This window comes from Pantoea sp. X-Soil-MYKO-1785 (assembly GCF_059730675.1).
In genome coordinates this window covers 219,726-246,155 of record NZ_AP036001.1, presented here as the reverse complement: position 1 = coordinate 246,155, position 26,430 = coordinate 219,726, and the positions used below count along the sequence as shown (strand labels likewise).

General features: G+C 54.7%; 22 protein-coding genes and 1 pseudogene. 13 read left to right on the top strand and 10 right to left on the bottom strand.

The window, feature by feature from the left end; genetic code table 11:
• Positions 1-1,385 precede the first annotated feature (1,385 nt).
• The 3 genes from AC6I8D_RS21055 to AC6I8D_RS21045 form a co-directional block, all read right to left on the bottom strand.
• Positions 1,386-2,672: a site-specific integrase gene (locus tag AC6I8D_RS21055; RefSeq protein WP_497820853.1), complete on the bottom strand. Its 1,287-nt coding sequence runs from the start codon at positions 2,670-2,672 to the stop codon at positions 1,386-1,388.
• A 448-nt stretch (positions 2,673-3,120) separates the two neighbouring features.
• Entirely contained in the window at positions 3,121-4,098 is a 978-nt protein-coding gene (locus AC6I8D_RS21050; RefSeq protein WP_497820852.1) for a hypothetical protein, read from the bottom strand.
• An 848-nt stretch (positions 4,099-4,946) separates the two neighbouring features.
• Positions 4,947-5,840 (bottom strand): LysR substrate-binding domain-containing protein, encoded by an 894-nt coding sequence (locus AC6I8D_RS21045; protein WP_497820851.1) that lies wholly within the window; start codon positions 5,838-5,840, stop codon positions 4,947-4,949.
• A 227-nt stretch (positions 5,841-6,067) separates the two neighbouring features.
• On the opposite strand from AC6I8D_RS21045, the gene AC6I8D_RS21040 reads away from it, so the two are divergent.
• The 5 genes and pseudogenes from AC6I8D_RS21040 to AC6I8D_RS21020 form a co-directional block, all read left to right on the top strand.
• Positions 6,068-6,937: a transketolase gene (locus AC6I8D_RS21040; protein ID WP_312757873.1), complete on the top strand. Its 870-nt coding sequence runs from the start codon at positions 6,068-6,070 to the stop codon at positions 6,935-6,937.
• Positions 6,934-7,935 carry a transketolase family protein gene (locus tag AC6I8D_RS21035; protein WP_497820850.1) on the top strand — a complete coding sequence of 334 codons (1,002 nt, stop codon included), beginning with the start codon at positions 6,934-6,936 and terminating at the stop codon, positions 7,933-7,935. Before AC6I8D_RS21040 ends, AC6I8D_RS21035 begins: the two co-directional genes overlap by 4 nt.
• Before the next feature lie 10 nt (positions 7,936-7,945).
• A complete protein-coding gene (locus tag AC6I8D_RS21030; protein WP_497820849.1) occupies positions 7,946-8,791 on the top strand; it encodes an NAD(P)-dependent oxidoreductase in 846 nt (281 codons plus the stop codon).
• A 115-nt stretch (positions 8,792-8,906) separates the two neighbouring features.
• Positions 8,907-10,169: an MFS transporter gene (locus AC6I8D_RS21025; protein ID WP_497820848.1), complete on the top strand. Its 1,263-nt coding sequence runs from the start codon at positions 8,907-8,909 to the stop codon at positions 10,167-10,169.
• Positions 10,170-10,231: 62 nt separating this feature from the next.
• Positions 10,232-10,345: pseudogene (locus tag AC6I8D_RS21020) on the top strand (LysR family transcriptional regulator); the annotation flags it as partial.
• A 265-nt stretch (positions 10,346-10,610) separates the two neighbouring features.
• On the opposite strand, the gene AC6I8D_RS21015 reads toward AC6I8D_RS21020, so the two are convergent.
• The 6 genes from AC6I8D_RS21015 to AC6I8D_RS20990 all read right to left on the bottom strand — a co-directional run bounded on the left by AC6I8D_RS21015 (position 10,611) and on the right by AC6I8D_RS20990 (position 16,708).
• Positions 10,611-11,786, bottom strand: a complete 1,176-nt coding sequence (locus tag AC6I8D_RS21015; RefSeq protein ID WP_312053814.1) for a cupin domain-containing protein — start codon at positions 11,784-11,786, stop codon at positions 10,611-10,613.
• An 11-nt stretch (positions 11,787-11,797) separates the two neighbouring features.
• Complete coding sequence (locus AC6I8D_RS21010; RefSeq protein ID WP_312053813.1) at positions 11,798-12,589, bottom strand: HpcH/HpaI aldolase family protein; 792 nt, start codon at positions 12,587-12,589, stop codon at positions 11,798-11,800.
• Positions 12,576-13,313 carry an alpha/beta fold hydrolase gene (locus tag AC6I8D_RS21005; protein ID WP_497820847.1) on the bottom strand — a complete coding sequence of 246 codons (738 nt, stop codon included), beginning with the start codon at positions 13,311-13,313 and terminating at the stop codon, positions 12,576-12,578. The genes AC6I8D_RS21010 and AC6I8D_RS21005 overlap by 14 nt, the downstream gene beginning before the upstream one ends.
• A complete protein-coding gene (locus AC6I8D_RS21000; RefSeq protein ID WP_497821058.1) occupies positions 13,310-14,074 on the bottom strand; it encodes an SDR family NAD(P)-dependent oxidoreductase in 765 nt (254 codons plus the stop codon). The genes AC6I8D_RS21005 and AC6I8D_RS21000 overlap by 4 nt, the downstream gene beginning before the upstream one ends.
• A complete protein-coding gene (gene hisD / locus AC6I8D_RS20995; RefSeq protein WP_312053810.1) occupies positions 14,074-15,399 on the bottom strand; it encodes a histidinol dehydrogenase in 1,326 nt (441 codons plus the stop codon). The genes AC6I8D_RS21000 and hisD (AC6I8D_RS20995) overlap by 1 nt, the downstream gene beginning before the upstream one ends.
• A gap of 70 nt (positions 15,400-15,469) precedes the next feature.
• Positions 15,470-16,708: an MFS transporter gene (locus AC6I8D_RS20990; RefSeq protein WP_497820846.1), complete on the bottom strand. Its 1,239-nt coding sequence runs from the start codon at positions 16,706-16,708 to the stop codon at positions 15,470-15,472.
• A gap of 299 nt (positions 16,709-17,007) precedes the next feature.
• Here AC6I8D_RS20990 and AC6I8D_RS20985 point away from each other — a divergent pair, with 299 nt between their 5' ends.
• The 7 genes from AC6I8D_RS20985 to AC6I8D_RS20955 all read left to right on the top strand — a co-directional run bounded on the left by AC6I8D_RS20985 (position 17,008) and on the right by AC6I8D_RS20955 (position 24,989).
• A complete protein-coding gene (locus tag AC6I8D_RS20985; protein ID WP_497820845.1) occupies positions 17,008-18,078 on the top strand; it encodes a LacI family DNA-binding transcriptional regulator in 1,071 nt (356 codons plus the stop codon).
• Positions 18,075-19,049: a nuclear transport factor 2 family protein gene (locus tag AC6I8D_RS20980; RefSeq protein ID WP_312053803.1), complete on the top strand. Its 975-nt coding sequence runs from the start codon at positions 18,075-18,077 to the stop codon at positions 19,047-19,049. The genes AC6I8D_RS20985 and AC6I8D_RS20980 overlap by 4 nt, the downstream gene beginning before the upstream one ends.
• 114 nt (positions 19,050-19,163) lie before the next feature.
• Positions 19,164-20,300 carry a nuclear transport factor 2 family protein gene (locus AC6I8D_RS20975; protein ID WP_312053802.1) on the top strand — a complete coding sequence of 379 codons (1,137 nt, stop codon included), beginning with the start codon at positions 19,164-19,166 and terminating at the stop codon, positions 20,298-20,300.
• Complete coding sequence (gene hisD, locus AC6I8D_RS20970; protein ID WP_312053801.1) at positions 20,300-21,610, top strand: histidinol dehydrogenase; 1,311 nt, start codon at positions 20,300-20,302, stop codon at positions 21,608-21,610. The genes AC6I8D_RS20975 and hisD (AC6I8D_RS20970) overlap by 1 nt, the downstream gene beginning before the upstream one ends.
• Before the next feature lie 52 nt (positions 21,611-21,662).
• On the top strand, positions 21,663-22,976 hold the full coding sequence (locus tag AC6I8D_RS20965; RefSeq protein ID WP_497820844.1) for an amidase: 1,314 nt from the start codon (positions 21,663-21,665) through the stop codon (positions 22,974-22,976).
• A gap of 507 nt (positions 22,977-23,483) precedes the next feature.
• On the top strand, positions 23,484-24,185 hold the full coding sequence (locus tag AC6I8D_RS20960; RefSeq protein WP_312757857.1) for a glutathione S-transferase family protein: 702 nt from the start codon (positions 23,484-23,486) through the stop codon (positions 24,183-24,185).
• A gap of 240 nt (positions 24,186-24,425) precedes the next feature.
• Positions 24,426-24,989 carry a TetR/AcrR family transcriptional regulator gene (locus AC6I8D_RS20955; RefSeq protein WP_312053795.1) on the top strand — a complete coding sequence of 188 codons (564 nt, stop codon included), beginning with the start codon at positions 24,426-24,428 and terminating at the stop codon, positions 24,987-24,989.
• Positions 24,990-25,092: 103 nt separating this feature from the next.
• Here AC6I8D_RS20955 and AC6I8D_RS20950 read toward each other — a convergent pair whose 3' ends face one another.
• Positions 25,093-25,824, bottom strand: a complete 732-nt coding sequence (locus tag AC6I8D_RS20950) for an SDR family NAD(P)-dependent oxidoreductase (protein ID WP_497820843.1) — start codon at positions 25,822-25,824, stop codon at positions 25,093-25,095.
• Between the two features lie 99 nt (positions 25,825-25,923).
• Between AC6I8D_RS20950 and AC6I8D_RS20945 the strand changes: the two genes are divergently transcribed.
• Complete coding sequence (locus AC6I8D_RS20945; RefSeq protein WP_312757854.1) at positions 25,924-26,304, top strand: winged helix-turn-helix transcriptional regulator; 381 nt, start codon at positions 25,924-25,926, stop codon at positions 26,302-26,304.
• The last annotated feature ends 126 nt before the right edge of the window (positions 26,305-26,430 follow it).

Sequence of the window (26,430 nt, the reverse complement as noted above, 5' to 3'; positions counted from 1 at the left end):
GGAGGCGGTAAGAGACAGGCCACAAATGAAATCGATTACACGGCTAATATCTGCTCTTTCGCCTTCAGAAAGCGCAATTTACGCCGCAACGTCGAGGTGAAATTTGATCTTGATCAGCTTTTGATATTGATAAAATGAATGCGGTTACACGCACATTTTAATTACTTGTTTTGCAAAGAAAATTATTGAGCAAAAAATGCTATCCGTCTGGTGTTTGTTAGGCTCGTAAGCTGACTGATACCGCTCATTCTGCCGGTTATTGAGCCAATTAACCGGCCTGATGGGACGATCAAAAGGCCACCACAGCCTTGCTAAACTGTTCCTGTTAGATTTTTTGTTGAGTATGGTGGCTGGCCTTGTCTTATTATTTGAGCCGATCGTAAGACTGGACATTATTTGGGATAACAGCATGTCAGGTGCGCGACACCATTCTGAAAAATTATGTATACGTCACCAGGCACTGAATTCCGTCAATGCAAACTGGCCGATCCTTGCTGAGCCAGAGGTGCTGACTGATTGGTGGGGTGTTGCATGAGGTTGGTGAGCATCTGTCTTTAAATGCTGACCTTAAGCTTTATTAGCCGCGCCTGAGACTTCGGCTATCCGGCAATACGATGCAACGCCAGCCTAATGGGCCGTTCGGTAAAAGAGGCAGGCAGATCCTATTCGTTAATTATTATCTGCTGGCAATTCCCAGCGCGCGGGTCTTTAAACGCTTCTGACTGCTGGTTCAGCCCGGGAGGATATTACGGCAGAAGGTCAGACGCGGAATAACGTCATTCATGCCGCGCCGGATAAAAAGCAGCCTCAGCGTCGCTGCGATGAAATGATGGCAAATAGCGTGAACGCTATAAACATTTTCGTCAGCGGAGGCAAAAGTTGCGCAGTAAGTTGCAGATCCTGAAGTCACCATTACAGATCAGCACCAGGCATTCCTGAAAAAGCTGAAGAAACAAACGTCATCAAGTGCGCAGCCCGGCGTAGCTGCTCATGTCCCTTAATGTTCATAGCAGAAGTCATGCAACCCCGAACAGCAAATCGAATGCCCGTCGGAGACACCAGCAGCAAGCTATACCTGTAGCCGTTCTGGTCCGGGTATTACTCCCAACAGGATACCAGGTCGGCCAGTGTCAATTTTGCGTTCAGAAACGGCTGCCGCGGTCATCTCTTCGCGGGCCACCATTCAACATCCACACAGCGTAAACCTCAATCAACAGTAAGCGGGTTTTGCAAAAGGTGTCTTCCACCTGGCATCCCGCTATGGCTTGCGCGTATAATGGCCGCCTGAAAGCAGACTTATTCCTTCTGTCTTTCGGGTGGTAAATCCGTCGGGGTGGTTCCCGACGGTCTTAAGCGGGCGGCCTTTGGGTCGCCCGCTTTCGTGTTTACAGCCTGGCCAGCAGCCATTCAGACCACTGCCGCCAGCCGTCGTTAATCGTTTTATCGTGGATGTTTATACGGTACTCGTCCTGCTGCAACGTTTTCTTATGTGGCGGCTTATGGCCGATCATCTGTTCTACCACGGCCGGGTTAATATGCGCGCCGGTGCTAGCGGTAGCCAGCGATGCGAAACTGCGGCGCAGGTCATGTACAGTGACCGAAGGAAATGCCGGATAATCCTGCTTTAACTGCTTCAGCGTCCTGGCCAGCACGTAATTTAAGCGGCTGGGAAGAATGCCATTTGAAATATACCGCCGTTCGCCTTTCAGCTCAGACCAATGCCCGCTGGTTTCGAATACCTTCTGCCCCGCTACCGGGTCAGCTGGCGCGGCCGGGATCAGCTCCCGCCAGGGTGTCAGCAGCGGTACAAATTTAGCTTTTTTGGTTTTGGTCCGGGTGTTCTCCGGGATAAACCAGTAATTGTCGCCCAGCTCCTGCCATTCCATGTCGGCTACTTCCATTTTTCGCGAACCGGTCAGCATCAGCAGACGCAAAATAATGCCTGCATCATCGTCTGCCGGTAACGCATGATAAAGCATGCTGAATTGCTGCGGCGTCTGTAGCTTATTCTGCCGTTCCTGCTGTTTTGGCAGTTGCTCTCCGTCGTGCGCGCAGCCTGCTTCAGTCGCTGAGCCTGGCAGGTAGAGGGGTTCATCACCCTGGTCGCCCTTCGAGATCTGATATTTCCCGAACGCCCATAGCGCGGTGCGGTTAAGCCACACGAAGCCATTACGGATCACCGACAGATTCTTTTTTGATGCCTGCATCAGCTGGGTATAAGCGTTGAGCACGTCATGATAGGTCAGCTCCCGAAACAGCTTGCCGCCGATTACCGGCGACCAGTGAATTTGCCATGCCCGCAAATGGCCTTTCGCGTGCGCCCAGTCCCCCACGGCTTCCCCGTATTTTTGCTGCATCCATTCGGTAATCATTTCATCCGTGGATGCGGTCACGGCAAAAGCGGCACGATCGCCGCTGCCGATTAGCTGATACGTATCCAGGTACTGCCGGTGCAGTTTCTTTGCCGTGTCCAGCGTGGTGACGCCAGGTTTGCCCAGCCGCTGCCAGCGTTTACTGCCAGGCGACTTAACTTCAAAGACAACGCGCGGTTGATGCCGGTATAAATCCTTTTTCACGCGCAGGCCTATAAGCCCGCCATTTTCCACGATGGCCGGTTTACCGATTGGCAGCTTTGCCAGCTGCTCTTCAGTCGCGATAGTTTGCTGTTTCATGGTCAAATCCCTGTGTAGGTGTGGATTGTTACCGGCTGGCGGCAGTTGTAAGGCCTGCGACGGACGCCTGCGATAAATGCAATAAACTTTCTGTGAAATTGCCTCAGCGCTGGCAACGCGCAGGACAATGCCTGCGCGTGGTTGGATGTTGTCGCCAGTCAACACCTCCTGCACTGCCTTACGCACGATGGCGCATCTCTCTTTACAGGGCGCTCACCCCTTATTGCCGCTGTATTTCGATTTTGTCAGCTTCACCGGCTAAGCGGTGTAAAGCGCATTGCGTCGGCAGAACGCGGGAGACTGGATAAAACATCATCTGATTCTTTCGCAATGCCAGCTGGTCAGGCTTACCGGGGTGGTTAGTCAGAGGCGGCATTACTCCATCAACGAGATGTGCAAATGTGATGCAGCGGCCGCTCTTATTTTCGATATTTGCTTACCCAAACGTTTAGAAGTTCGATGCCGGACTATGGCCGCTGCTCATGCCCCGACCGCCCATCGCAGAGTTGTGAGCGTTGCTCTGTCCGTTGTTGTCGCCTTGTACATTGCCGCTGTGTGCCGCGTGGCCATTACCGGCATTACCAGCACGCTGGATCAGCATGGCGACATGTGGCACAGCAACCTGTGTTTCAGGTGCAACGGCTGCCAGGGCGGCCGCTGTGGTGTTAATTTGCACGCCGTTGATGGTGACTGAAACGGGGGCCTGAGGGGCTTTGATTGCCAGGGCACTGGCGGCAACGTTGATCGATGCCGTCTGCGTCGGTTTAGCCGCAGTCATTACGCTGGCGGTTACCACGTTAACCGGCGCGCCTGCAGAATTGAATTTAACGCCGTAATTTGCAATCTGCTGCGCTTCAGCAAGCGCCGCGGTCTGCATTGCAGTGCGCTGTACATTAGCGTCGACCAGTCGTTCGCCTTTGATGGCGTTGAATTTTGCCCGAAGATCAGCCTGCTGCGCCTGATAAGCCTCATTAAGCGCCGCGGTCTGCATTGCAGTACGCTGCGCGTTTGCATCGGTCAGGCGTTCGCCTTTGATGGCGTTGAATTTAGCCCGAAGATCAGCCTGCTGCGCCTGATAAGCCTCATTAAGCGCCGCGGTCTGCATTGCAGTACGCTGCGCGTTTGCATCGGTCAGGCGTTCGCCTTTGATGGCGTTGAATTTAGCCCGCAGTTCAGCCTGTGAAGGCTGACTGGCTGCCGGTGCCGTTGTGGTGGTTGTCGGGGCTGCGGTAGTGTGTTCCGCAAGTTTAGTGCGGTTATACACATTGTGGACGCTATCAAACGTACCCTGGTTCGGATGTGTTGCAGCATTAGCAAGGGCGTTAGACAGATCCTGATCTGCCGCGCTGAATTGGTCAGCCGCAGCAGCGTTAAAAGAAGCGGTAGCAGCGACAACTAAGGCGAGCATGCTGATTGAGGTTTTCATTAATTTATTCCGTTTCGGGTGGTTTGGTTTAAGGAGTGCTTTTTTCGTGGAATGAATTATGTCTGCCAACCGGTACCTGGATATTGATCAGGATCAATTGTTCGACATACTTAACAGTAAATATCGAATGCAGCTAATTACGCGGCTTTCAGCGTGTTTTGTAACTAAAAAATCCGAACCTCTTTTAAGCAGGCTGGCGAGCGTGAAGCGACTATGACGAGTAAAGAGCATGTCAGAGATGACAACTGATGAATGGGCTAGCGGCTGAACCTTGAGGTTATTTGCATTCTGCTTATCTACTGAAGCGGCGGCAGCATTGAAAAAGTCGCGGCGTTGACCGCTTCCGTGGTTAATACAGTTATCAAACTGCGGTTAACTTTTATGTGGGATATTTTTCATCGTCTGAACGCCGCGCGGGTCATGCCCGGCAGGTGTTTGAAGTGATTGTATTGGTTCTGTTTACGCGAAAATTCGTCTGAAAAGGCGGTTTAATTCCAGTAGCCACCATTATCATCATAGTAGCCGAGGGTTTATCCGCTCCCCTTTCCATCAAGGCCCTGGTTAGCTTTTGACTCGCGCCATCTGCATCTGACTCCGCTTCAGGATGTCCGAAGCGAGTAAAAGAAACGGACGATAACTCCGGTTAACTCAACAGTATTTATCAGCTGATTAACGCTGTCTGATTCCGCTCTTAGCCCAATCTTTGCCGATAACGCAGACATGCAGATAGATTTAAAGACCAGTTTGATTGACGCATTGCCTCAGTGAGAGCAGGTGAGAACCCTCACAAAAATGCTTTTTATCTGAGGAATAACCTGTCTTCATCACCCGTAAAAATGTGAGCAGGATCATCTGAGCTGAGCGAGATTAAGTTCACTAAGTAGCCACGTTTTGAAGGTCTCCAGCGCAAAATGCATGTGCTGATGCTGCGGAAAAACCAGATAATGTCCGATGTAGTGGATTTCACTGGTACTGTTCACCAACGGACATACCAGCCTGCCGCTTGCAATTTCGCGTTCAGCGAGCAACTTCGATTCCAGTACAACCCCTAACCCGTCGACTGCGGCAGCAATGGCCATAAAACTGCGGTCAAAACGAAGCCCGTAATGTCGGGGCGGCTTCATATCATTCGCCTCAAACCACCCTTTCCACTGATATAACTGCACATCACACTGAATCAATGTCAGCGCATAGAGATCTTCCGGCTTCATTAGCCTTTCAGCCAGCAGTGGGGAACACAGAGGCGTAAGTTCCTCTACGGCAAGGGGAATTTTTTCATAGGGGGATGGTCGAGGTTCGCCATATACGATGTCGAGGTCGAAGTCATCCTGCTCAAAACGCGCATATTCGGTGCTGGCCGAAAGCCGCAGATCGATCTGTGGGTTCTCACGTATAAAACTGCCGAGCCGGGGTAACAGCCACTGATGAGCAAAACTCGGAGCGGTATGAAGGCGTAAAGGTCTGGATTCATCAGCCGTAACTAATGAAAGCCCCTGTTGCATTTCGTTGAACCCGCGCTGTATGTGCTCAAGCAGTATTGCCCCCTCTTTCGTTAGCGTGATTTCCCGCGTGCTGCGCTGAAAAAGCCGAACTTTTAGCAGGGTTTCCAGTTTACGAATGGCATGACTGATGGCGCTGGGCGACAGTTCCAGTTCAGCGGCTGCGAGCGCAAAAGATCCTGTCCGGCCAGCTGTTTCGAAAGTACGTAACAGGTTGAGAGGCGCTAATCGCAAAAGCGTCATTCATGAATCCTTTTCACCAGTAGTTGTATTAATTGCTTTTGTCAGCGCTGACCTGCACACCCTAAGCTCATTGCATGCCCGGACAGGCCGGGACTTGAGGTGCGCGGTCTTTTCGACTGCCGTATGAATGATGCCACCCATGCGTGAATAAGTTAGCACGCTGATTCAACATCCTCTATCCGCAAATCCTGCCTGTTATATGTTGAACGTCCTAAGAGGAGCAGTAAATGAGCACGATTGCAGAGCCCGACATCGCATCGGCTGAAGTACTTAACAGACTGGCAAAGCATGCCTGGCGTATACGCCGCTTCGCCTTAAGAATGGGGGAAGTTCAGGGACAGGGATATATCGGCCAGGCGCTGGGTCTGGCTGACATGCTGGCAGTAGCATGGTGCCACGCTATGCGGTTCGATCCTGCTAATCCGGAATGGGAAGGACGGGATCGCTTTCTGCTGTCACACGGTCACTACGCAATCGCCCTTTACGCTGCACTGATTGAAGCCGGCGTGATCCCTGAAGAGGAGCTGGATACTTACGGCGCAGATGAGAGCCGCCTGCCGATGTCAGGCATGGCAACCTACACGCCAGGTATGGAGATGTCCGGTGGCTCGCTGGGCCAGGGACTTTCCATCGCCGTGGGTATGGCGCTGGCGCTGCGTCATAAAGGCAACTCAGCCTTTGTCTACAACTCCATGTCAGACGGTGAACTTGATGAAGGCGCAACCTGGGAAGCGGCAATGTCGGCCGCGCATCATCAACTCGCTAACCTGATCACGCTGGTCGATATTAATCAACAGCAGGCTGATGGTCCTTCGCAAAAGGTGATGGGGTTTGAGCCGCTGGCCGATAAGTGGCTGGCCTTTGGCTGGGATGTACAGCGTGTCGACGGTAACGATATCGCAGCAGTGAAAGCGGCTTTCGACCGCGCACGTCAGCTAAAAGAGCCAAAACCACGCGTCATTCTGCTGGATACGCTGATGGGGAAAGGCGTCCCATTTTTGGAAGCACGTGAGAAGAACCATTTCATCCGCGTGGATGCTGATGAGTGGCAAAAGGCCATAGCAATTCTTGATAAGGCAGAGGAGGAACGCGTATGAGCAGCGTTGCAGAAAAGAAACCCCGTTTAACCACCTCGGCCATGATTGCTTCAATCGCGGCAGAAGGACAGAAAACGGTCCCGGCTCCCTTTGGCCATGCACTCGTCAAAGCGGCGCAAAGCCGGGCAAATATAGTGGGGCTTACCGCCGATCTCTCTAAATATACTGACCTGCATATCTTCGCTCAGGCGTTTCCTGAGCGCCATTTTCAGATGGGAATGGCGGAGCAGCTGCTTATGGGCGCGGCCGGCGGCATGGCCAAAGAAGGAATGATCCCGTTTGCCACTACGTACGCCGTTTTTGCCACCCGTCGCGCATACGATTTCATTCATCAGGTCATCGCCGAGGAGAACCTTAATGTGAAAATCTGCGCGGCGCTGCCGGGTCTGACTACCGGATATGGGCCCAGCCACCAGGCCACCGAGGATATCGCGCTAATGCGCGGCATTCCTAATCTGACCATTATTGACCCCTGCGATGCTCTGGACACTGAACAGGCAGTGGCGGCTGCGGCCGATCACAACGGACCGGTCTATATGCGCCTGCTGCGTGGAAAAGTTCCGCTGGTACTGGATGAGTACGACTATCAGTTTGAACTGGGTAAAGCCAAACTGCTGCGGGATGGACGCGACGTGTTGTTCATCTCCAGCGGCATTATGACGATGCGGGCGCTGGAAACAGCAAAAGCGCTGGCCCAAGACAAGGTAGACGTTGCCGTGCTGCATGTGCCGACCATTAAGCCGCTCGATACAGCGACGATTCTGGAACAGTGCCGCCGCAGCGGTCGTCTGGTTGTAGTGATGGAAAATCACAGCGTAATAGGTGGCCTTGGCGAAGCGGTGGCGACGGCATTAGTGCGTGCGCAGGTCATGCCTGTGTTCCGTCATATCGGGTTACCTGACGAATTTCTGGCGGCTGGCGCCCTGCCCACGCTGCACGATCGCTATGGCATCTCCACCTCATCCATGGTCAGCACGATTAAAGGCTGGCTTGCCTAAGGAGCACGAAATGAACGTTGTATTTGTCGGCCTGGGCGCGATTGGGTTGCCAATGGCCTTACAGATAAAAGCAGCCGGGCATCAGGTAGAGGGTGTTGATGTCGCGGAGGCATCCAGACTGCGGGCGCGCACTCAGGGTATTGCAGCCACGGAGCGCTATGCCCTGACAGGCAAAGCTGATGTGGTGGTGGTGATGGTTGCCACACCTCAGCAGCTTGCAGCACTGGTCGAGGAGGCATTGCCGACAGTATCCGGTCAGCACTGGGTGATCATGTCAACCGTTGGCCCCGAAGCCATTATTGCAGCCGCGGAGCAGCTGCAGCGAAGCGGGGCCAGCGTGGTTGATGCGCCGGTAACCGGCGGTACAGCGCGGGCCAGCACCGGTGAACTGGTGATATTTGCCGCAGGTGGCAACGATTCCCTCGACTATGTCGCCCCGATTCTCACGGCTCTGGGCCGGGTGAAAACGGTGGGTCACCGGCCGGGCGATGGGCAAGGAATCAAGGTGATTAACCAGCATCTTTGCGCAGTCCACATTGTCGCCGCAGCCGAAGCGCTGAACCTCGCTCAGTCGCTTGGACTGGATCCGGCGCAGGTCTTGCCCCTGGTTGAAGGCGGCGCGGCAGGCTCCTGGATGTTATCTGACCGTGGTCCTCGTATGTTACAGGGAACCGGTGTCGAGGTGTCCAGCGCGATTAACATTTTCGTCAAAGACAGCGGTCTGGTGGCAGAAGCTGCCGCGGCATGCGAGGCAGAGGTGCCGCTGTTAAAGGTGGCTCATACCCGCTATCTGGCTGCAGCAGAAGCTGGCCTGGGGCAACGTGATGACAGCCGGGTCATTGAAACCTGGCAGTAGCCATAAGTGGTTATCCGGATCGCCCGGATAACCCATCGTAACGGGGTCAACCATGAAAACTTCCTCTGTACCTGATAATCATAAAAATAACCCGGTCAAAGTCTCTATCGCCTCCATGATTGGCTCGGCGGTTGAAAGCTACGATTTCTTTATTTACGGCACGGCAGCCGCTGCGTGGTTTGGAAAAATTTTCTTCCATACCAGCGAGCCGATTGTCGGTATTATGGCCGCCTTCGCGACACTTGCGGTGGGCTTTCTGATGCGGCCCGTCGGCGGTTATCTGGCGGGTCACTTCGGCGATCGCTATGGCCGCAAAGTTGTCCTGTTCTGGTCGCTGCTGGCCATGGGACTGGCGACAGTCCTGATTGGCGCTCTGCCGACTTATGAGCAGGCCGGTGTTCTGGCTCCCATCTTGCTGATTCTGCTACGTATGATCCAGGGCATCGGCTTTGGTGCGGAATGGGGAGGTGCAGTACTGATGGCGTTTGAGCATGCACCAGAGAGAAAACGGGGTTTTTATGGCGCTGTTCCGCAACTTGGCATACCGCTTGGCCTGCTGTTGGCTAACGGAGCTTTCCTTCTCTCTGGCGCACTGTTTGAAGGTGACTGGGTCTGGCGGGTACCGTTCCTGATATCGTTCATTATGGTCGCTATCGGTATCTTTATCCGAATGAGCGTTGCGGAATCACCCGAATTTGAAAAAGCGAAAGCGGAGAAGCGCATCGTTAAGCAACCGGCACTGGAAGTTATTCGTCGCGACTGGCGAACGATTTTGAATATCGTAGGGTTACGGCTGGCTGAAACGGGTGGTTACTATATCACCACGAGTTTTATGCTCTCCTATGTCGTCCTTGCCGAAATTACCGATACCCGTCACGTGCTATGGGGGACGCTCATCGGCTCTGCGCTTGGCCTGGGCAGTCATCTTTTATACGGCGCGCTCAGTGACAAAATTGGTCGCCGTCGGGTCTTTCTGTTTGGAGCCCTGTTCACCATAGCATTCGGTGTCCCAATGTTTATGTTGATCAACAGTGGCGCGGTGGTGCTGGTAATTACAGCGATTGCATTATCACTGCTGCTGAGTCATGACCCGATTTTCTCTGTAGAATCAAGCTGGTTTTCTGAACAATTCCCGGCCCATATACGCTCTTCCGGTATATCACTGGGTTACAACATGGCTTCTGTTGTAGCGGGTCTGTTGCCATTTATTGCCACCGGCGTTTATAGCATGGTTGGCTGGATCGGACCGGCCATTATTTTCTCTCTGCTGGGCGTTCTCTCTACCTGGTGCGCATTACGCACCCCTGAAACCGCCCCCGCCCGGCTCAGTGAGAAAAACAAAGTCGTCACCCGTGCTGTAAATCCAACCCACAGCTGATAACCCAGTAAGTTCCAACGCGCCCTTGATCGCCTGGTCAGCGCTTCAGGGGCGCATGATCGGTTGAAATTCTGGCACACTGGCAGCCGTCAGCAGTGCCGGTGACGATGTTATATCCACATCAGCGGTTTCATTCTCCCGCTGTGCGCGCCTTTGCTGACGGGATCGACCGCATTATCTGCAATTGTCGCGCCTGTGCCGTCAAGGTCCGCTTTATTTCAACCCTAGCTCACGTCCGCCTGCCCTCTCAGGCGGATGATATGGCGTGGCGCTGTCAGGCTAACCTCTCGTCCGGCCACCCGGTACGATTACCTTTTCGTCAGACGCGGTGCCAGACTCAGGTGCCGCTGAACAGATAATTATCCTTGTAAAAGAGCCGGTTATAAGCCAGCGGCACGTGCAGGCAATAAAATCGCCGGAGCCACCCCGCCGGCCGGTTCATTATCCTTGTGCAAAAAGGCGCTCTATTCTGGCACCCGCACAGCGCGCAGTGACCGGCAGAATATCCAGCTTGCTGACATAGCCATCGGGATCAAGTCCGCGGTTGCGTTCTCTGGCCTGTTGCAAAATCGCCTCATCCCAGTAGAGGCGCTTGCGCTGATCGCCTTGCGTGGTAAGAATAAACTCCGCGTCGCCATCAATGGCACGGTAGCGCCGCCAGCTGTTGGCCGGCACGGATACCACCGAGCGATCAGGCGCGATGATGCTGACCTCTTCACCGTCCTGATTCCAGCTCACCTCCAGCGTACCTTTAAACACCATGATGACCTGAATGTCCGGACAAAGGTGTCGCCCTACCTGGTGGTCGTCCCGCAGGCGAAGCCACTCCACGGAAAAGCCGTGCGGCTGGACGATTGGGGGCGCGCTGTGGCGATCCTGTGAAATGCCATAGCCAATAACCGGAGCAATTTCGCCGCCGTGGCCCGGCAGAATTGCATCCAGTAACCCGTCTGACGACCACTGACGCTCTTCACCCGTGACGGCCCGCTGACGCATCTCTTCTACGGAATAATCACGCAAAGCGGCAATCTCCTCTGCGGCCAGCGGCGGCAACAGCGCCGATGCGCCGGGGTACGTATCACCCGCATTGACATCAATCAGCATATTATCCTGGCTGAGATAAAGCCCATGCTCGCTGGCCGCCGCCAGTATCGATGGGTGCCAGATAATTCCGCCGGTGTTATTGCCGCCCAGCACGGTATACACCATGCCGCAGGTATCTTCTTTACTGACGTTAGTAAAGCCGCGGAATATCCAGGTGGGAATGGTCAGGATCGCCGGTGCGCTGAACTCCGCTTCGTGCTCACCGTTCGCTCCCCAGCGAAAGCGCCAGCTGCCTTCATGCAGTAAAAATACCTCAGCAGTAAAGTGCAGATGCAGGTTATTGGTGACACCCTTCGGCATTGCCGCTGCGCCGATGTTAAACCCGTGCGGCTCGGGAATGTTCACCACCTGCGAAGCAGACTGCGTGACGCCAGGCCCGATAAAGGAATAATTCTGCTTGAGATGCGAACCCGGCAGCTTGCAGTCAATAAAGGCCAGATTGCAGGAGACCATATCTTCCGGCGCGACGAGGCGACTGCGGGCTTGTTCAGAGGTTAAGGTAATGACTTTCATATCAGCTCCTGTTAATAACCGGACGCGCCGGTAGTGGGGATGTCGTTGCCGCGGGCGATCGCGATCGCTTCGCGCGAGGCGCGGCCTAGTTGCATAACGTCGTTAGCGGGCGTGACAAAGTGAAATCCCTGCGCGATACGCTGCGCTGCCGCAGCACCGGAGGTGCAGAAGATACCGGCGATTTTGTGCTTTTCGCGACACTTGCTGACGACCCGTTCAATCGCGGAGAGCATATCGGGATGCGCGGACTCGGCGCTGGCGGCCCCGGTCAACGTCAGAGAGAGATCGTTTGGTCCGATAAAAACCCCATCCAGCCCGTCGGTATCCAGGATCGCATCAATGTTTGCCAGCCCCTGGCGGGTTTCGATCATTGCCAGGGTAAGGATCTCGCGATTGGCATGCTGCGGATAATCTGCTCCGCCGTAGAGCAAGCCTCGCGCAGGCCCGAAGGACCGTGTCCCCAGCGGTGGATAGCGGCAGGCCGAAACGAAACGCTGTGCCTGTTCCGGCGTTGAGATCATCGGACAGATTATTCCGTAGGCTCCCGCGTCCAGCAGCCGCATGATCTGCGCCGGGGTATCATCGGCAACCCGCACCACCGGCACAGCGGGCGTGGCCGAGAGCGCCTGTAGCATTGACAGCGCGCTGGCAAAATCAATCATGCCGTGCTGCAAATCGACCGTCACGGCATCGTACCCCTGATGCCCGGCAATTTCGGCGCTGTAGCTGGAAGGAATGGCCAGCCAGCCATTAATCACAGGGCGCTGTTCAGCAAACGCCGTTTTAAGCTTATTTACTCGCATTGAGAGACTCCTTAATCCATTTCCTGACCGCAACGGCTGCTTTATCTGCCGCTTCGAGAACAAAAAAATGACCAGATGAACTGAGGGTTAACCAGGTGGCAGCGGGGATGCTGTCAGCCACCAGACGATGGTGCGCTGGCGTACATATCGGATCGAACTCACCGTTCAGGATGAGCACCGGACAGGCAAGAAGGCCCAGCGCATCGCGGTTATCGCGACGGCTGATCACCATTTCGGTCTGCCGGGCAAAAGTGTCGGGATCGGTCTCCTGTGCCATCAGACAGAGCAGATCCTGTAGCTTTCGGTTAGTGAGGCTGGACGGCGCAACGTACTGGTGCCAGAGCGTGGCAGCGAGCCATTCGCCATGCCCCTGCTCGCGCGCCATCCTCACCGCTGCCCGACGGCTAACGGCGTTTTCCGGACGATCCGCCAGCGGATTGACCGACAGCAAGGCCAGCCCCGCCAGCCGCTCCGGCGCATCGGCCGTGATTTGAAGCGCGACAATCGCCCCCAACGAGAATCCCGCCAGCAGAAAGCGCGGCGGCAGTATTTGCAGTAGCCGCCGGGAACAGGCTTCCGCCGACGCATCGCTGGATAAGGTCAGGCAGATTACCGCCGCAACGTTCAGCTGTGCGATCAGCGGTTGCCACAGCCGGACATTGCAGAGCGTGCCGCCAATCAGCACCAGCGGCACGTCACTGTTATCGATAAAGGGTGAAGTCATGCTGCGGTCCACCCTCCGTCCACCATCAGCGCACTACCGGTGATCATTGCCGCCGCATCCGAGGCGAGAAAGACTACCGGTCCCATTACATCTTCCACGCGTCCGAGGCGAGGCAGCTTTATGTTGCTCATTACGTAGCGACGGAAGTCTGGATCGTTCAGCGACTGGCGGGTCAGTTCGGTTTCAATAAAGGTCGGGCAGAGGGTGTTCACCCGGATCCCGGCCTCGCCAAGCTCCAGCGCCATGGCGCGCATCAGCCCTTCGAGTGCAAATTTCGAGGCGCAGTAGACGCTACGCTGCGGCCCGCCGACGTGTCCCATCTGCGATGAAATATGGATGATGGCGCCCCCCTTCTTCGCTTCACGCATGCGCCGCGCAACCTGCTGGCTGACAAAAAAAGTCGCCCGCAGGTTCAGCGCCATCGCCGCATCAAAGTTCTCGCCACTCACCTCCAGAAAGGGCTGATGGCGTGCCAGTCCGGCGCTATTGACCAGAATATCCATCACCGGCAGCAGGCTAATGGTTTCTTCCACCTGTGGTGAGGCAGTAATGTCCAGCACCAGCGAATGCAGCGTCAGTTGTTCACCGGCGGCGAGCGCAACGGCGTCCGCCAGATCGTCGGGATTGCGGGCGGCGATCCACACCTCAGCCCCGGCCTCGGCAAGTGCTACCGCGCAGGCGAAACCAAGCCCTTTCGAACCGCCGGTCACCAGCGCCCGTCTGCCGTGAAGTGAGAATGAGGGCGTATGCGGCAGCCGCATCATTTCACTTTCTCTCTGATCGGGGCTGGCGACGCATAAGGCACATCCGTCTGGCCATAGCGGCGCACGCGGATATTGGCTTGCTCGGCGTGTCCGGCAAAACCTTCCAGCAGAGAGAGGCGCGAGCAGTAGCTGCCAATTTCCGCCGTGGCCTCATCACTTAACACCTTTTGCCAGGTGCAGGTTTTCATAAATTTGCCGACCCACAGCCCGCCGGTATAACGTGCAGCTTTCTGGGTGGGCAGAGTATGGTTGGTGCCGATAACCTTATCGCCGTAGGCCACGTTAGTCCGCGGACCAAGAAACAGCGCGCCGTAGTTAGTCATATTGGCCAGGAACCAGTCGTCACGTTCGGTCATCACCTGAACATGTTCGGAGGCGATGCGATCGGCCTGCTGCAACATCTCCTGGTAGCTGTCGCAGACGATCACTTCGCCGTAATCTTCCCAGGCGCGGCGGGCAATATCCGCAGTAGGCAGTTTTGCCAGCAGTCGCTCAACCTCCCGCAGGGTCTGTCTGGCGAGCCGTTCAGAGTTGGTTAACAGAATGGCCGGCGTGGTGACGCCGTGTTCAGCCTGTCCGAGCAGGTCAGTGGCGCACATTTCAGCGTCGACGCTTTCATCGGCAATCACCAGCGTTTCGGTGGGTCCGGCAAACAGGTCGATGCCAACCCGGCCAAACAGCTGTCGTTTAGCTTCCGCCACAAAAGCGTTACCAGGCCCCACCAGCATATCCACCGGGGCGAGCGTATCGGTGCCAAGCGCCATCGCGCCGATGGCCTGAATGCCGCCGAGCGCATAAATTTCCGTGGCGCCCGCCATCTTCTGGGCAGCGACAATCGCCGGTGCCGGTTGCCCGTTGAAGGGCGGCGCGCAGCTGATAATGCGCGAGCAGCCCGCAACGTTGGCGGTGATGATCGACATATGCGCCGAGGCCAGTAGCGGATATTTCCCTCCCGGCACATAACAGCCTACGGCATTGATGGGAATATTTTTATGTCCGAGAATTACGCCGGGGCGGGTCTCCACTTCCAGATCCAGCAGACAGGCTTTTTGCTGCCGGGCGAAATTAAACACCTGCTCCTGCGCAAATTCGATATCCGCAATATCCTGGCGGCTGAGCTGTTTAATACAGTGCGAAATTTCAGCCTCGCTCAGACGATAATCCTGGCGATCGTAACCATCAAATTTAATGGCTAATTCACGAATCGCTTTATTCCCGCGCTGTTCAATATCCGCCAGAATAAGTTCAACCGTTTCTCTAATCTGGCGTTGAGATTGCTGGCGTTCCTGCATGGGTTTACTGGTTTTTAAAAATTGTGGCATCGGGTACTCCTGTTAAATGGCAATGAGACTTCCTCCCGGCAAACCGGGATTAAATACTTAGCTGTAGAGATTACTGGTCGCGTACTGAAGCGAATTGCCCGTTAGCGGATAATTCAGAGGACCGGTTTACCTGACGGTTATTCACCCAGCGCACCGAGAGCGGCGTAATAACGACGGCAATAATGGAAAGCGCGGCAATCAGAAAATAGCCGGACGACAGATTAACGTGTTGCAGCATGACGCCCATCATTACCGGACCAATAAACATGCCGAGCGAATAAATGGTCTGAAACAGCCCCATACGGGTGGACTGCTCATCCGGAGTGGTATTTATCACGCTGAGTGACATAAATGCGGCAAAGGCCATACCAAAGGAGAAACCCGCCAGCGCCTGCAGGGCATAGATAAGATACATATTATCGGTAAAGGGAATGCCGAGCGTGGAAAGTACCTGCAAAATAATCCCCACCCCGGCCGTTTTCATTACGCCCAGACGGCGGTAAAAAACCGCGCTGCACAACGCGATAGCCAGCGCATAGAAGATCAGATGGATATTGCTTAACAGCGACAGAATCCCTGCCCTGGCACCCAGCTTTTCGGCATAGATGGGCGTCAGGGTATCGCGGGTGGCGAACGGCACCAGAATAACAATGGTCGCCAGAATACCAATCATCCACACCGAGCGATCGCTAAGCTGTTTACGCGCACCGCTGATACACGCCCTGAGCGTGGGAGCCTGGACCGAATCGTGTGCGTCGCTAATTCGGGTGGTCAGGATCAGCGCCAGTAAGCCGGAAACACAGGAGAGCAGAAAGGCAATGTTGTTATCAAAATAGTGGATTAATAAACCGCCAATGCAATTGCCAATAAACACGCCAACCGGTCCTGCCAGCGCCAGTAGTGCGACGGCAGCCGGGGCCTCTTTACGATCAAAGTAGCGAATAAACAGAATGTTATACAAAACCCAGGTTGCAGCAGTGACGCCATCCGCTGCTTTCGCCAGATAGAGCGTGACCGCATTTGGCTCCAGCCAGGCCAGAGGCCAGGTAAATACCGGTAACAACAGGGTAATTTGAATAAAAATTTTGCGGCTTTTTACCACATCCGAAATGATCCCCAGCGGAAAACGGATCAGCAGCGTCGCGAGCCCACTTGCCCCCATGATAATACCCATCACCTGCGGTTCTATGCCCTGCGCCAGCATCATGGGAGCGAGAAAGGCGTCAATACTGTGAATACAGATAAAAAACAAAATGCTGATGATAAAAAACAGCCGGGCTTCAGGTCGGCGGAGTAGTGCTCGGAACATGGTCTGAACCTCTGAAAATTAATGGTTTTTAACCAATCAAGAACGGCATTACCGGCGCTTCCCTCTGGTTGTCACTCCATTTGCACGGTATCGTTGACGGCATGAAACGGCATGAATACGTATTCAAAATTTAAGTTACGAAAAGGTTTCATGTTTGTAAAGTGACCTGATTAACATTGTTCAAAAATTAATTTTGCTGGTTGCATACGCATGCAAAGATGGTGTAAGTATAAAAAACGCCCTCTTTCTGACGGCGGCATCAGTACGACAGGAAGCGCCCAGCAGGAGGAAGCGGGATCATGAAACGAAAGAGTTTTGCAGCAGTCACCTCGCAGCAGGTGGCACAGCTGGCAGGCGTATCACAGTCAGCGGTATCACGCAGCTTTACGCCTGGAGCCAGTATCTCTCCGGCGACCCGTGAAAAAGTGCTCAAGGCTGCCCGGGAGCTGGGTTATCGCCCAAACGCCATTGCCCGCTCGCTGAACACCGCCCGCTCGCGCATCATCGGCGTAGTGATCTCCTATTTCGATAATCAGTTCTATCCCCAGGTGCTGGAAGCGCTGGCGCAGAAACTGGATACCCTCAATTACCACCTGCTGCTGTTTGTTGGCGACCGGGAGGGCAATGTCGATCGGATTTTCGATCAGATCATGCAATACCGGGTCGATGGCATTGTGCTGGCGTCGGTCACGCTGTCGCTGGATCTCTCCGAAGAGTGCCTGGCGGCAGGCATACCGGTGGTGCTGTTTAACCGTAGTCAGGAAAACGGCATGACCTCGAGCGTGAACAGCAATAATGAAGCGGCAGCGCGGCAGATTGCTGAGTTTCTGATGGCCGGAGAACACCAGCGTTACGCCTACGTCGGCGGCGCTGCCGACTCTTCAGTGAACATCATCCGTCAGCATGGCTACCTGACGGCACTGCAGGAGCAAGGCATTAACGATGTTCAGGTGGTTAATGGAAACTATGATACGAAGCAAACCATACGTGCTGCCTATCGCCTGTTTTCAGCGCCATCGGTGCCCGATGCCATCTTCGTCGCCAACGATCATATGGCGATCACGGTGATGGACGTTGCCCGTTACGAATTCGGCCTGCAAATTCCTCAGGACGTGTCGGTGATCGGTTACGACGACACGGGTCCCTCCGGCTGGCCTTCATATGCCCTGACCTCGGTATCACAGCCGGTTCAGGAGATGGTGGAAGCAGCAATTGAACTGCTGATGAAGCAAATAGAAAGCGGCATTATTGAACCCGAGCAGATTATCGTACCGGGCATGCTGATAGTACGCCACTCGGCCCGACGACCACTGAGCGGCATCATCGAAAAAGAGGGTGTATCCCTGTTTCAGCCTCAGGAGTTCAAATGAACAGATTACCTGGCTTCAGCCCCCAGTTTGACTCTATCCAGCAGTTTATTACCACGCTGACTCACGTCGTCTGGGAAGAAAAGGATATTGGTCAGCTGGCTGATTTTTATGCTACGCCGGTGGTATTTATTACGCCGGAAAAACAGCTGACTGATTTGTCGCAGTTTATGCGCCATACCCTGGAAGCGATGTACAGTTTCCCGCAGCGCAGCGTATTGACTGAGGATATTCTCTACACGCAAACGACAGACAGCGATTATTACGTTTCACAGCGAACCGTGGCCTCTATTCGCCACCAGGGTGAAGGCTTTTTCGGTGCCCCAACCGGCAAGAGCGTCTGGGTTCGCACCTGGGCCGATCGCATCTGCGCGGACGGTGCGATACGTCAGGAGTGGCTGTTGCAGGATCGCGCGGCAATACTGGCACAACTGGGGCTAAACGTGCGTGATTTTGCCTTGAGCCTGAACAGCGCCCGTGATCAACTGGGACTGGAAAACGCATCCGCCGAAGTGCTTGACGCACGCTGGGCTGGTGGCCCTGAAGGCGATGATGTTGAAGGCCCCATTTCGGGGGTAATTGAACGCTACCTGACGATGTGGGCAGGGGGTAACAGCGGTATCGTGCCCGGTTTATACCATCCGGCCGCCACCTTATATGCACCCGGCCACTGTACAGGAACCGGCGAGGCGGAAATCAGCGCCCTGCTCTCGGGCTACCGCGCCTCGTTTGCCGACAGCGAAACCCAGCTTCATCATTTAACTGTGCGTAAAGATGCTAATGAGCCTGTCCGTATTTCTTTGCGCTGGTCATTGTTAACCTGGCATGACGGCTACGGTAAATTTGGCGCGCCAACCCGCAAGCCCATTTCTATTACCGGTATCAGCCAGCTTGAATTACGCGATGGATTAATTATTCGCGAATATCTTGGCATCGATGAATTAGCTATCTGGTCACAAATCGTTAATCAATAAAGCCCGACTTTAATTATTCGCCGCAATTTATTTTGCGGCAATGCTCTCTCCTTATTTTAAGGGGCAGAGATCTTATTGTCTGAAAATACTCTGTACATCAATGCGGGAGGTCGCATGTCTTCAACTGAAGTAACAAATAAAGCACCAGCAACAGCCGAAAAAAATAAATCTCAACGTGATGATCCGGTATTACAGATTGAACGGCGAGACTTTATCGATTTAGTGCCGGAGAAACGCCCGCGCGCGCAATCTTTAAGAGGTTTTGATGAGTGCTATACGGATATTGTTGATTACATTGTTCGCTGCACCCACAAAATATGGGATGAACGCGACGTGGGATTAATTTATACCCACTATACCCATAACTGCGTGCTTTATAACGCGCTGGGAACGCTTTATACCCGTGAAGACGTGGTGCAGGACACGTTGAAAAGACTGGTGGCTTTCCCCGAACGGCGTGGCATGGCAACTCAGGTGATCTGGAACGGAAATGACGTTGACGGCTTTTATACCTCGCATCTGGTGACCGGCAGCGGACGTCATACCCAGTTCAGCCACCTTGGTCAGCCCACCAACCGCACTTTTGTCACGCGCACCGTAGCCGACTGCATGATCCATGAGAATAAGATTTATCGCGAGTGGGTGGTCAGCGACAACATGTCACTGATGAAGCAGCTGGGGCTGAATACCGCCGAAATCGCCTTCGGCATGGCGAAAGAGCAATTTGATAAAGGCTTCCGCGTCACTGATATCGGTGAGAACGGGCGCATGCTGGGGCAATATCCGCCCGAGATGGCGTGCGACATCTCCATCGCGCATACCGATACCGAGGAGCAGTGCCTGCGCTGGATGCACGAGATTTATAACCGCCGGATGCTGGGCAAAATTAAACAGGTTTATGCCCCCAACGTGCAGTACCACGGCCCGCTGATGAAAGAACTGTATGGCGTGGCATCGGTGACGCATCAGACGCTGGCGCTGATCGGCATGATCCCGGACGGCGCATGGCTGCCGCAGCATATCTGCTCGACGCCGTGCGATGAAGGCGGCGTGAAGGTGGCGATCCGCTGGATTATGGAAGGCCATCACCTGGGCTATGGCGAGCTTGGCAAACCGACCGGAGAACGTCTGTTCGTGATGGGGATGTCGCACTATCACATCGTGAACGGCAGAATTATCGATGAGTGGACGCTTTACGATCACCTGGCGCTGCTGGCGCAAATTAATCTTGGTCAGATGGAGAAAGCATAATGTCTGCGGCAACGATTGTTAACCAGGTCAGCTGGATTAAACGCCCGCTGGGGCAGGATGAGAAAGCCGACCGTTCCCTGACCGACACCGTCAGCGGCATCATTGCGCGGGTCAGACAGGAAGGGGACGCGGCGCTCAGGGATTTTTCACAGCAGTTTGATAAGGTGGTGCCGCAGCAGTTTGAAGTCAGCGCCACTGAAATTGAACAGGCGCTGGCCGGTCTGGATCCGCAGACCCGCCGCGACAGTGAATTTGCCATTTCTCAGGTCCGCCGCTTTGCCCAGGCGCAGTTCGCCACGATGCTGCCTCTGGAAGTCGAGACGCTTCCGGGCGTGCACCTTGGGCACCGCATTATTCCCGTGCAGACGGTAGGCTGCTACGTGCCGGGCGGACGCTACCCGATCCTTTCCGCGCCGGTGATGTCGATTGTGCCGGCTACGGTTGCGGGCTGTGAGCAGATTATCGCCTGTCTGCCACCGGGCGCGCATCCGGCAATGATCGCCATCTGCCACCTCGCAGGCGCACATCGCATTTTTAAAGTAGGCGGCGCGCAGGCCATCGCCGCCATGGCCTGGGGAACGGAGAGCGTTCCGGCGGTGGATAAAATTGTCGGTCCCGGCAACGCCTTTGTGAACGAGGCGAAGCGCCAGGTCTTTGGGAAAGTGGGGATTGATGCGCTTGCCGGGCCAAGCGAGATCTTCACCGTGGCGGATGAGAGCGCCGATCCGCGCATTCTGGCCGCCGACTTGCTGGCGCAGGCGGAGCATGACATCCATACCCGCGTCGGGCTGGCGACCACCAGCAGCGAGATCGCCGAGCGTACCCTTGCCGAGATCGAGCGCCAGCTGGGCAACCTGCCGACCGCCGCCACGGCGGGAGAAGCCTGGCGTCGTCAGGGCGAAATCGTGGTCTGCGAAACGGAAGAACAGTTGGTCGCCTTTGCCGACTATATCGCTACCGAACATTTGCAGGTGCATACCCGCGATCCGCACGCCACCGCATCAAAGATCCGCAACTATGGTTCGCTGTTTATCGGCCAGAATGCCAGCGTGGTGTTCTCAGATAAATGCTGCGGAACGAACCATACGCTGCCGACCATGGCGGCGGCTCGCTACACCGGCGGACTGTGGGTCGGCGCGTATGTCAAAGTCTGTACCCATCAGTGGATTGATGAACAGGGGATCCCGGCCATCGCCGAGCCGGCCATCCGTCAGAGCCGCACCGAGGGCATGCAGGCCCACCGTCGTGCAGCCGAGATCCGCCTGCGCCCGCAGGATATCGACGGCATTACCGCAGGCACGCGGGATTAGCTGATGACCGAGGCAGGCCTGGTCTGCCTCATTTTTTCCAGGAACTCACTCTATGCGCGCAATGCGTCTTATACCGCCTCAGGACTGTCGCGCCGAGATTGCCCGGCGGCTGCAGGCGATGGCAGATCAGCATCACCTCAATGCAATTATTGGCGTTAATGCCGCCGCGATGAGGCTGGCTGAACAATATCAGCACCTAAGGCGGCGCGGTAATATTCTGGGCCCGCTGCACGGCATCCCGATAATCATAAAAGACAATATCGCATGTGCTTCTCTGCCAATAACACTCGGCTGCAAAGGGCTGAGCACAGTAAGAGCGGCATCCGACGCGCGGGTCATTCAACGCCTGCGTGCTGCGGGGGCGATTATTCTCGCCAGAGCGAATATGTCTGAGTTTGCTTTTGACGTTCGATCGCGCAGCTCGATTGGCGGTGATGTGCTTAATCCGTTGCAATTGACGGTGACGGCGGGTGGATCAAGCGGCGGCTGTGCCGCTGCCGTCGCTGCCGGTATGGCCGACGCGGCACTGGGTACCGACACGGGCGGTTCAATCCGCATTCCCTGTAGTTACACCGGCCTGGTGGGGTTACGCCCTGCCTTCCGGCGCAGCATGCTTGAGGGCGTAGCACCCTTATCCATCAGTAAAGATACCGTCGGTCCGATGACCCACAGCGTAAGGGATGCGGCGATTCTGCACGCGATTATACATGGCATCCAGCCGGATAAACCTGAAGCCGTGGGTTTGCGTTCAGTACGCCTTGGTGTCATTCGTGCGCTGGAAGGCGAAGATCCGGCTCAGCTTACAACCTGGTACCAGGCGCTGGACCAGCTCCGGATGGCGGGTGCAACGATAGTTGAGGTGGATCTGCCCATTCTGACAGAGGTTGAATCTCAGCAGTGTCTGAGCCTGTATGAATTTCAGGTGGCGTTTAATCATTGGTTGAAGCTGCAGCAAAACGGGCCAGCCAGTCTGCAAGCGATCATCGCCTCCGGTGACTATCTGCCTGAATACCTATCGCTGCTGGAACAGATGCTTAAATGGCAAAGTCTGAAAACACCAGAATGGCTGAATGGCCGTCGCTTTCAGCGCAGGTTAAATCTGAATCTAAACCGCAGCGCAGAGCACTATCGTATAGATGCCTTTCTCTATCCTACCGTCGCCAGACAACCGGTAAGTCTTGAAAAAATGCCACCGGGCTGCGCTCCTGAGCTGGCAGCGATTAGCGGATTGCCTGCCATCACACTGCCCTGTGGTAACACCGGCAAGGGTTTACCGGTTGGTATGGAGTTACTCGCCAAAACGCGGGATGAGCATTTTTTACTCTCATTAGCACTGGCATGTGAAACCGTTTTACAGCAGATATGACTGCAATTTTGCCTCTGCAACGGAGAGAGGCGCGGTCGGCAATGAATACACTGACGGTAATCCCGGGGCCAGAATCAGAACGCTTGCGTTGCTGATTGAAGAGTGTGCGTCGGCATCAGGTCAGGCTGTTTTATTCAGACAGGCTTCGGTCAGAGCGTTGGCCTTCGCCAAAGAGCGAAGCCGATTCTGTATTGCTGCGATATCGTCAGGCTGGCCCGGCTGGCTTTGGGTTCGTACCGCAGTGAGTCGCCAGCAATGCGACATTGCACTGCACCTGAACAGTCATTTTCATTCGATCTTACCGGTAATGTGCATCGCCCGGCCGTTCCACCTCATTCCCCTCACCTTCAGCTGTGCAGACGCTGAGATAGCGTATTAACCGGGACGGCAGAGAAAATATTTACCTAACAAGTGTTAGATAGGTGTTGACGCAGGTCAAATCGCCCGCTAAGGTTTATCTACCTAACGTTAGTTAGGCAACCCAGCCACCAACCTAAAGGATCGACCATGACAACTAAACTTCAGCTTTTCACTTCGCCTTCAGCCTTTCCGAATCCACAGCGTCTGCGTCTGTTCATGCACGAAAAGGGCATCGCTGACCAGTTTGCCGAAACCATCTATGACATGTCGCCGGTCGGTGAACAGCGTGGCTGGCGTCATCTGAATATGAATCCGTGGGGCGAAACGCCTACCCTTCAACTGGCTGACGGTAGCTATATTTCCGAAACGGCTGCCATCGTTCGTTATCTTGATCAGGAGTATCCCGGTCGCAAGATCATGGGAGAGACCGCACTGGAACAGGGGCTGGATAATATGTGGGATAACCGGATTTGGGTGCACATCCTGTACCGCATCGTTACCGCGTTCCATGTGCTGCACACCGGACTCGGCTTCAAGCTGGAACTGACCAAAAATGAGGCCTGGGGCGAACACTGCCGTAAGGAAGCGCTGGCTCACGCCGCCCTGGTCAATCGTCATCTGTCAGACGGCCGCGAATGGCTGCTCGGCGGCGATGCCCCGACCTTCTCGGACATTACGCTGGCAACCGCCATCGCCTTCTCGAAATTCCCGGTCAATGCCACGCCACTGGACGAGCGTTTTGAGTTCCTGGATGCATACTGGCAGCGCTGGACAAAACGTCCTGCTTTCCAGGCAGCCTACGCCGATCGCAGCAGCGGCATTCCTGAGCTGGATTCGCCAGCCCGGTAATAGCTTCTCAATGAAAACGCCGGTACGCCGGGATCGCCATCCTTTAACTTTCCCGGTGACCGTAGCGACTCAGTTGGCTGGCGATGCCGCCAGCTGAATCATGATGGAACGGCTTAAGCCTGCGCGCCCTGATCACATGAACGCACTGCTCCACTGACAATCTACCTGTCACACGTTAGGTGTTTGCTGTAAAATGGCCTTCTTTATTGAACAGAACGTCGCAGGACGAAAGGTACCAGGATGAGCGTCAATTCTAAGGAAGCCATTTTGTTGGCGGCCAAAAAAATTGCCCAATCGCACGGCTACAATGGTTTGAATTTCCGCGACCTCGCGGAAGCTGTTGGTATCAAAGCGGCGAGTATTTACTACCATTTTCCCAGCAAGGCCGATCTGGGTATTGCCGTTGCCAGACGCTATTGGGAGGACGGTGCGCTCGCACTCGAGATGATCGAATCAGAAAGCCCATCTCCGATTGACGCGCTGCGTCGCTTTCCTGAAATCTTCCGCAGATCGCTTGAGGCCGACAATCGTCTCTGCCTGGGCAGTTTCATGGGCGCTGAAACTGATACTTTACCGATTGAAATGACGAAAGAAATTCAGAAATTTGCTGAAGTAAACATTGCATGGCTCAGTAAGCTTCTGGTGGCTGCGAAGGTGTGCGAATCCAGTGAGAGTGAATCCAGAGCACGGGCAATTTTCGCCGCTATTGTTGGTGCCCAGCTTTTTGCCAGAAGTCGCTCGGATATCTCGCTTTTCGATGCGCTGGTCGATTCATATCGCGCGTCCGGGCCTCTGCCTGCATAGCCACTGACAGCGACCCGCTTTGGCGAAAGATAAAACCGGGTAATAGCCCGGTTCGTCTCTCATTCAGCCTTTCTCTGGTGTTAGTAAAACTGAACGTCATTGATCATACTTGCGTCATGCCGCCATCCACACAGATTTCTGCTCCGGCTATATAACTGCTTTCATCGCTTGCGAGGAATAGTGCAGCATTAGCAACTTCTTCAGGTCTGCCCATTCTTGATAACGGAATGGTGCTGATTATCCCATTACGTAGCTCTTCAGAGGCCGCAAGCATCATTTCCGTATCGATGGGGCCAGGGGCGACAACATTTATTCGAATGCCACGGGCGGAGAGTTCTTTTGTCCATGTGCGGGCAAAAGAACGAAGTGCTGCTTTACTGGCGCCATATACGCCATATCCCGGCGTGCCAATCACATCGGCAATCGACCCGATCAAAACGACGCTCGCGCCCTTCTTCATCAGGGGAAGTGCAGCCTGCATAGCAAAAAGCGGTGAACGCACATTCAGGCCGAAAATAGCATCAAAATGTGCCGGGGTGACGTCATCAATCGTCGAGTATTCCGCCATTCCGGCATTGATGACCAGCACATCTATCTGGCCAGACTCTGCCCTGATTACATCAACTATCCGTGTCAGTTCGCTTACCTGGCTGACATCAGCACGAACGGGCCTGGCGGTGCCCTTTATGGTGTGGCTGGCTGCTTCCAACTCTTCATTTCGGCGCGAGGTCAGCCAGGTCGTTGCACCTTCACTGGCAAATCGCTGGCTGATAGCCAGACCAATGCCTTTTGCTCCGCCGAGTATCAGGGCAACTTTATTCTCTAATCTACGCATCTGCTCACTCCTGTCGGGATGGAAAACAGATGATATAATTTTTATACTTAATAACAATTACGCACTTTGTTTATATCAGGTATCGAGGAATATATCGCTATGGCTCAAATTGAGAGTAATGACCTGACAGAAATAGGAAAAACCCGACCGGTGCTGGAGAACATCACCAATAAATGGTCAATTTTAATTCTCACCGTACTTTGTAGTGAACCCGTGCGCTTCAATGAACTTCGCCGCCGACTGGATGGGATTACGCACAAAGCCTTGTCTGATGCGCTTAAGCGGCTTGAGCGCAATGGATTGGTGCATCGAAAGGTACTGCCGACGTCGCCGGTGAGTGTGGAGTACAGTCTTACATCACTGGCACAGACGCTTCAGGAGCCTTTTAGTGCGCTGTATGGATGGGCGCTAAAACATGGTGCGGAAATGGAGCAGGCTCAGTTGCGGTATGATTCCCGGCATGCGGAAGAAATTTGCTGAATCATCCTGCGATCCGGGTCCACCCGTCGCCTTTGATTGACGCTGTTATGTGCGCGAAAAGATGATTACATTTATTCAGCAAACTTATCCGCGGCTCTGCCGCTCAGCAGAGCGTTACTCACCGAG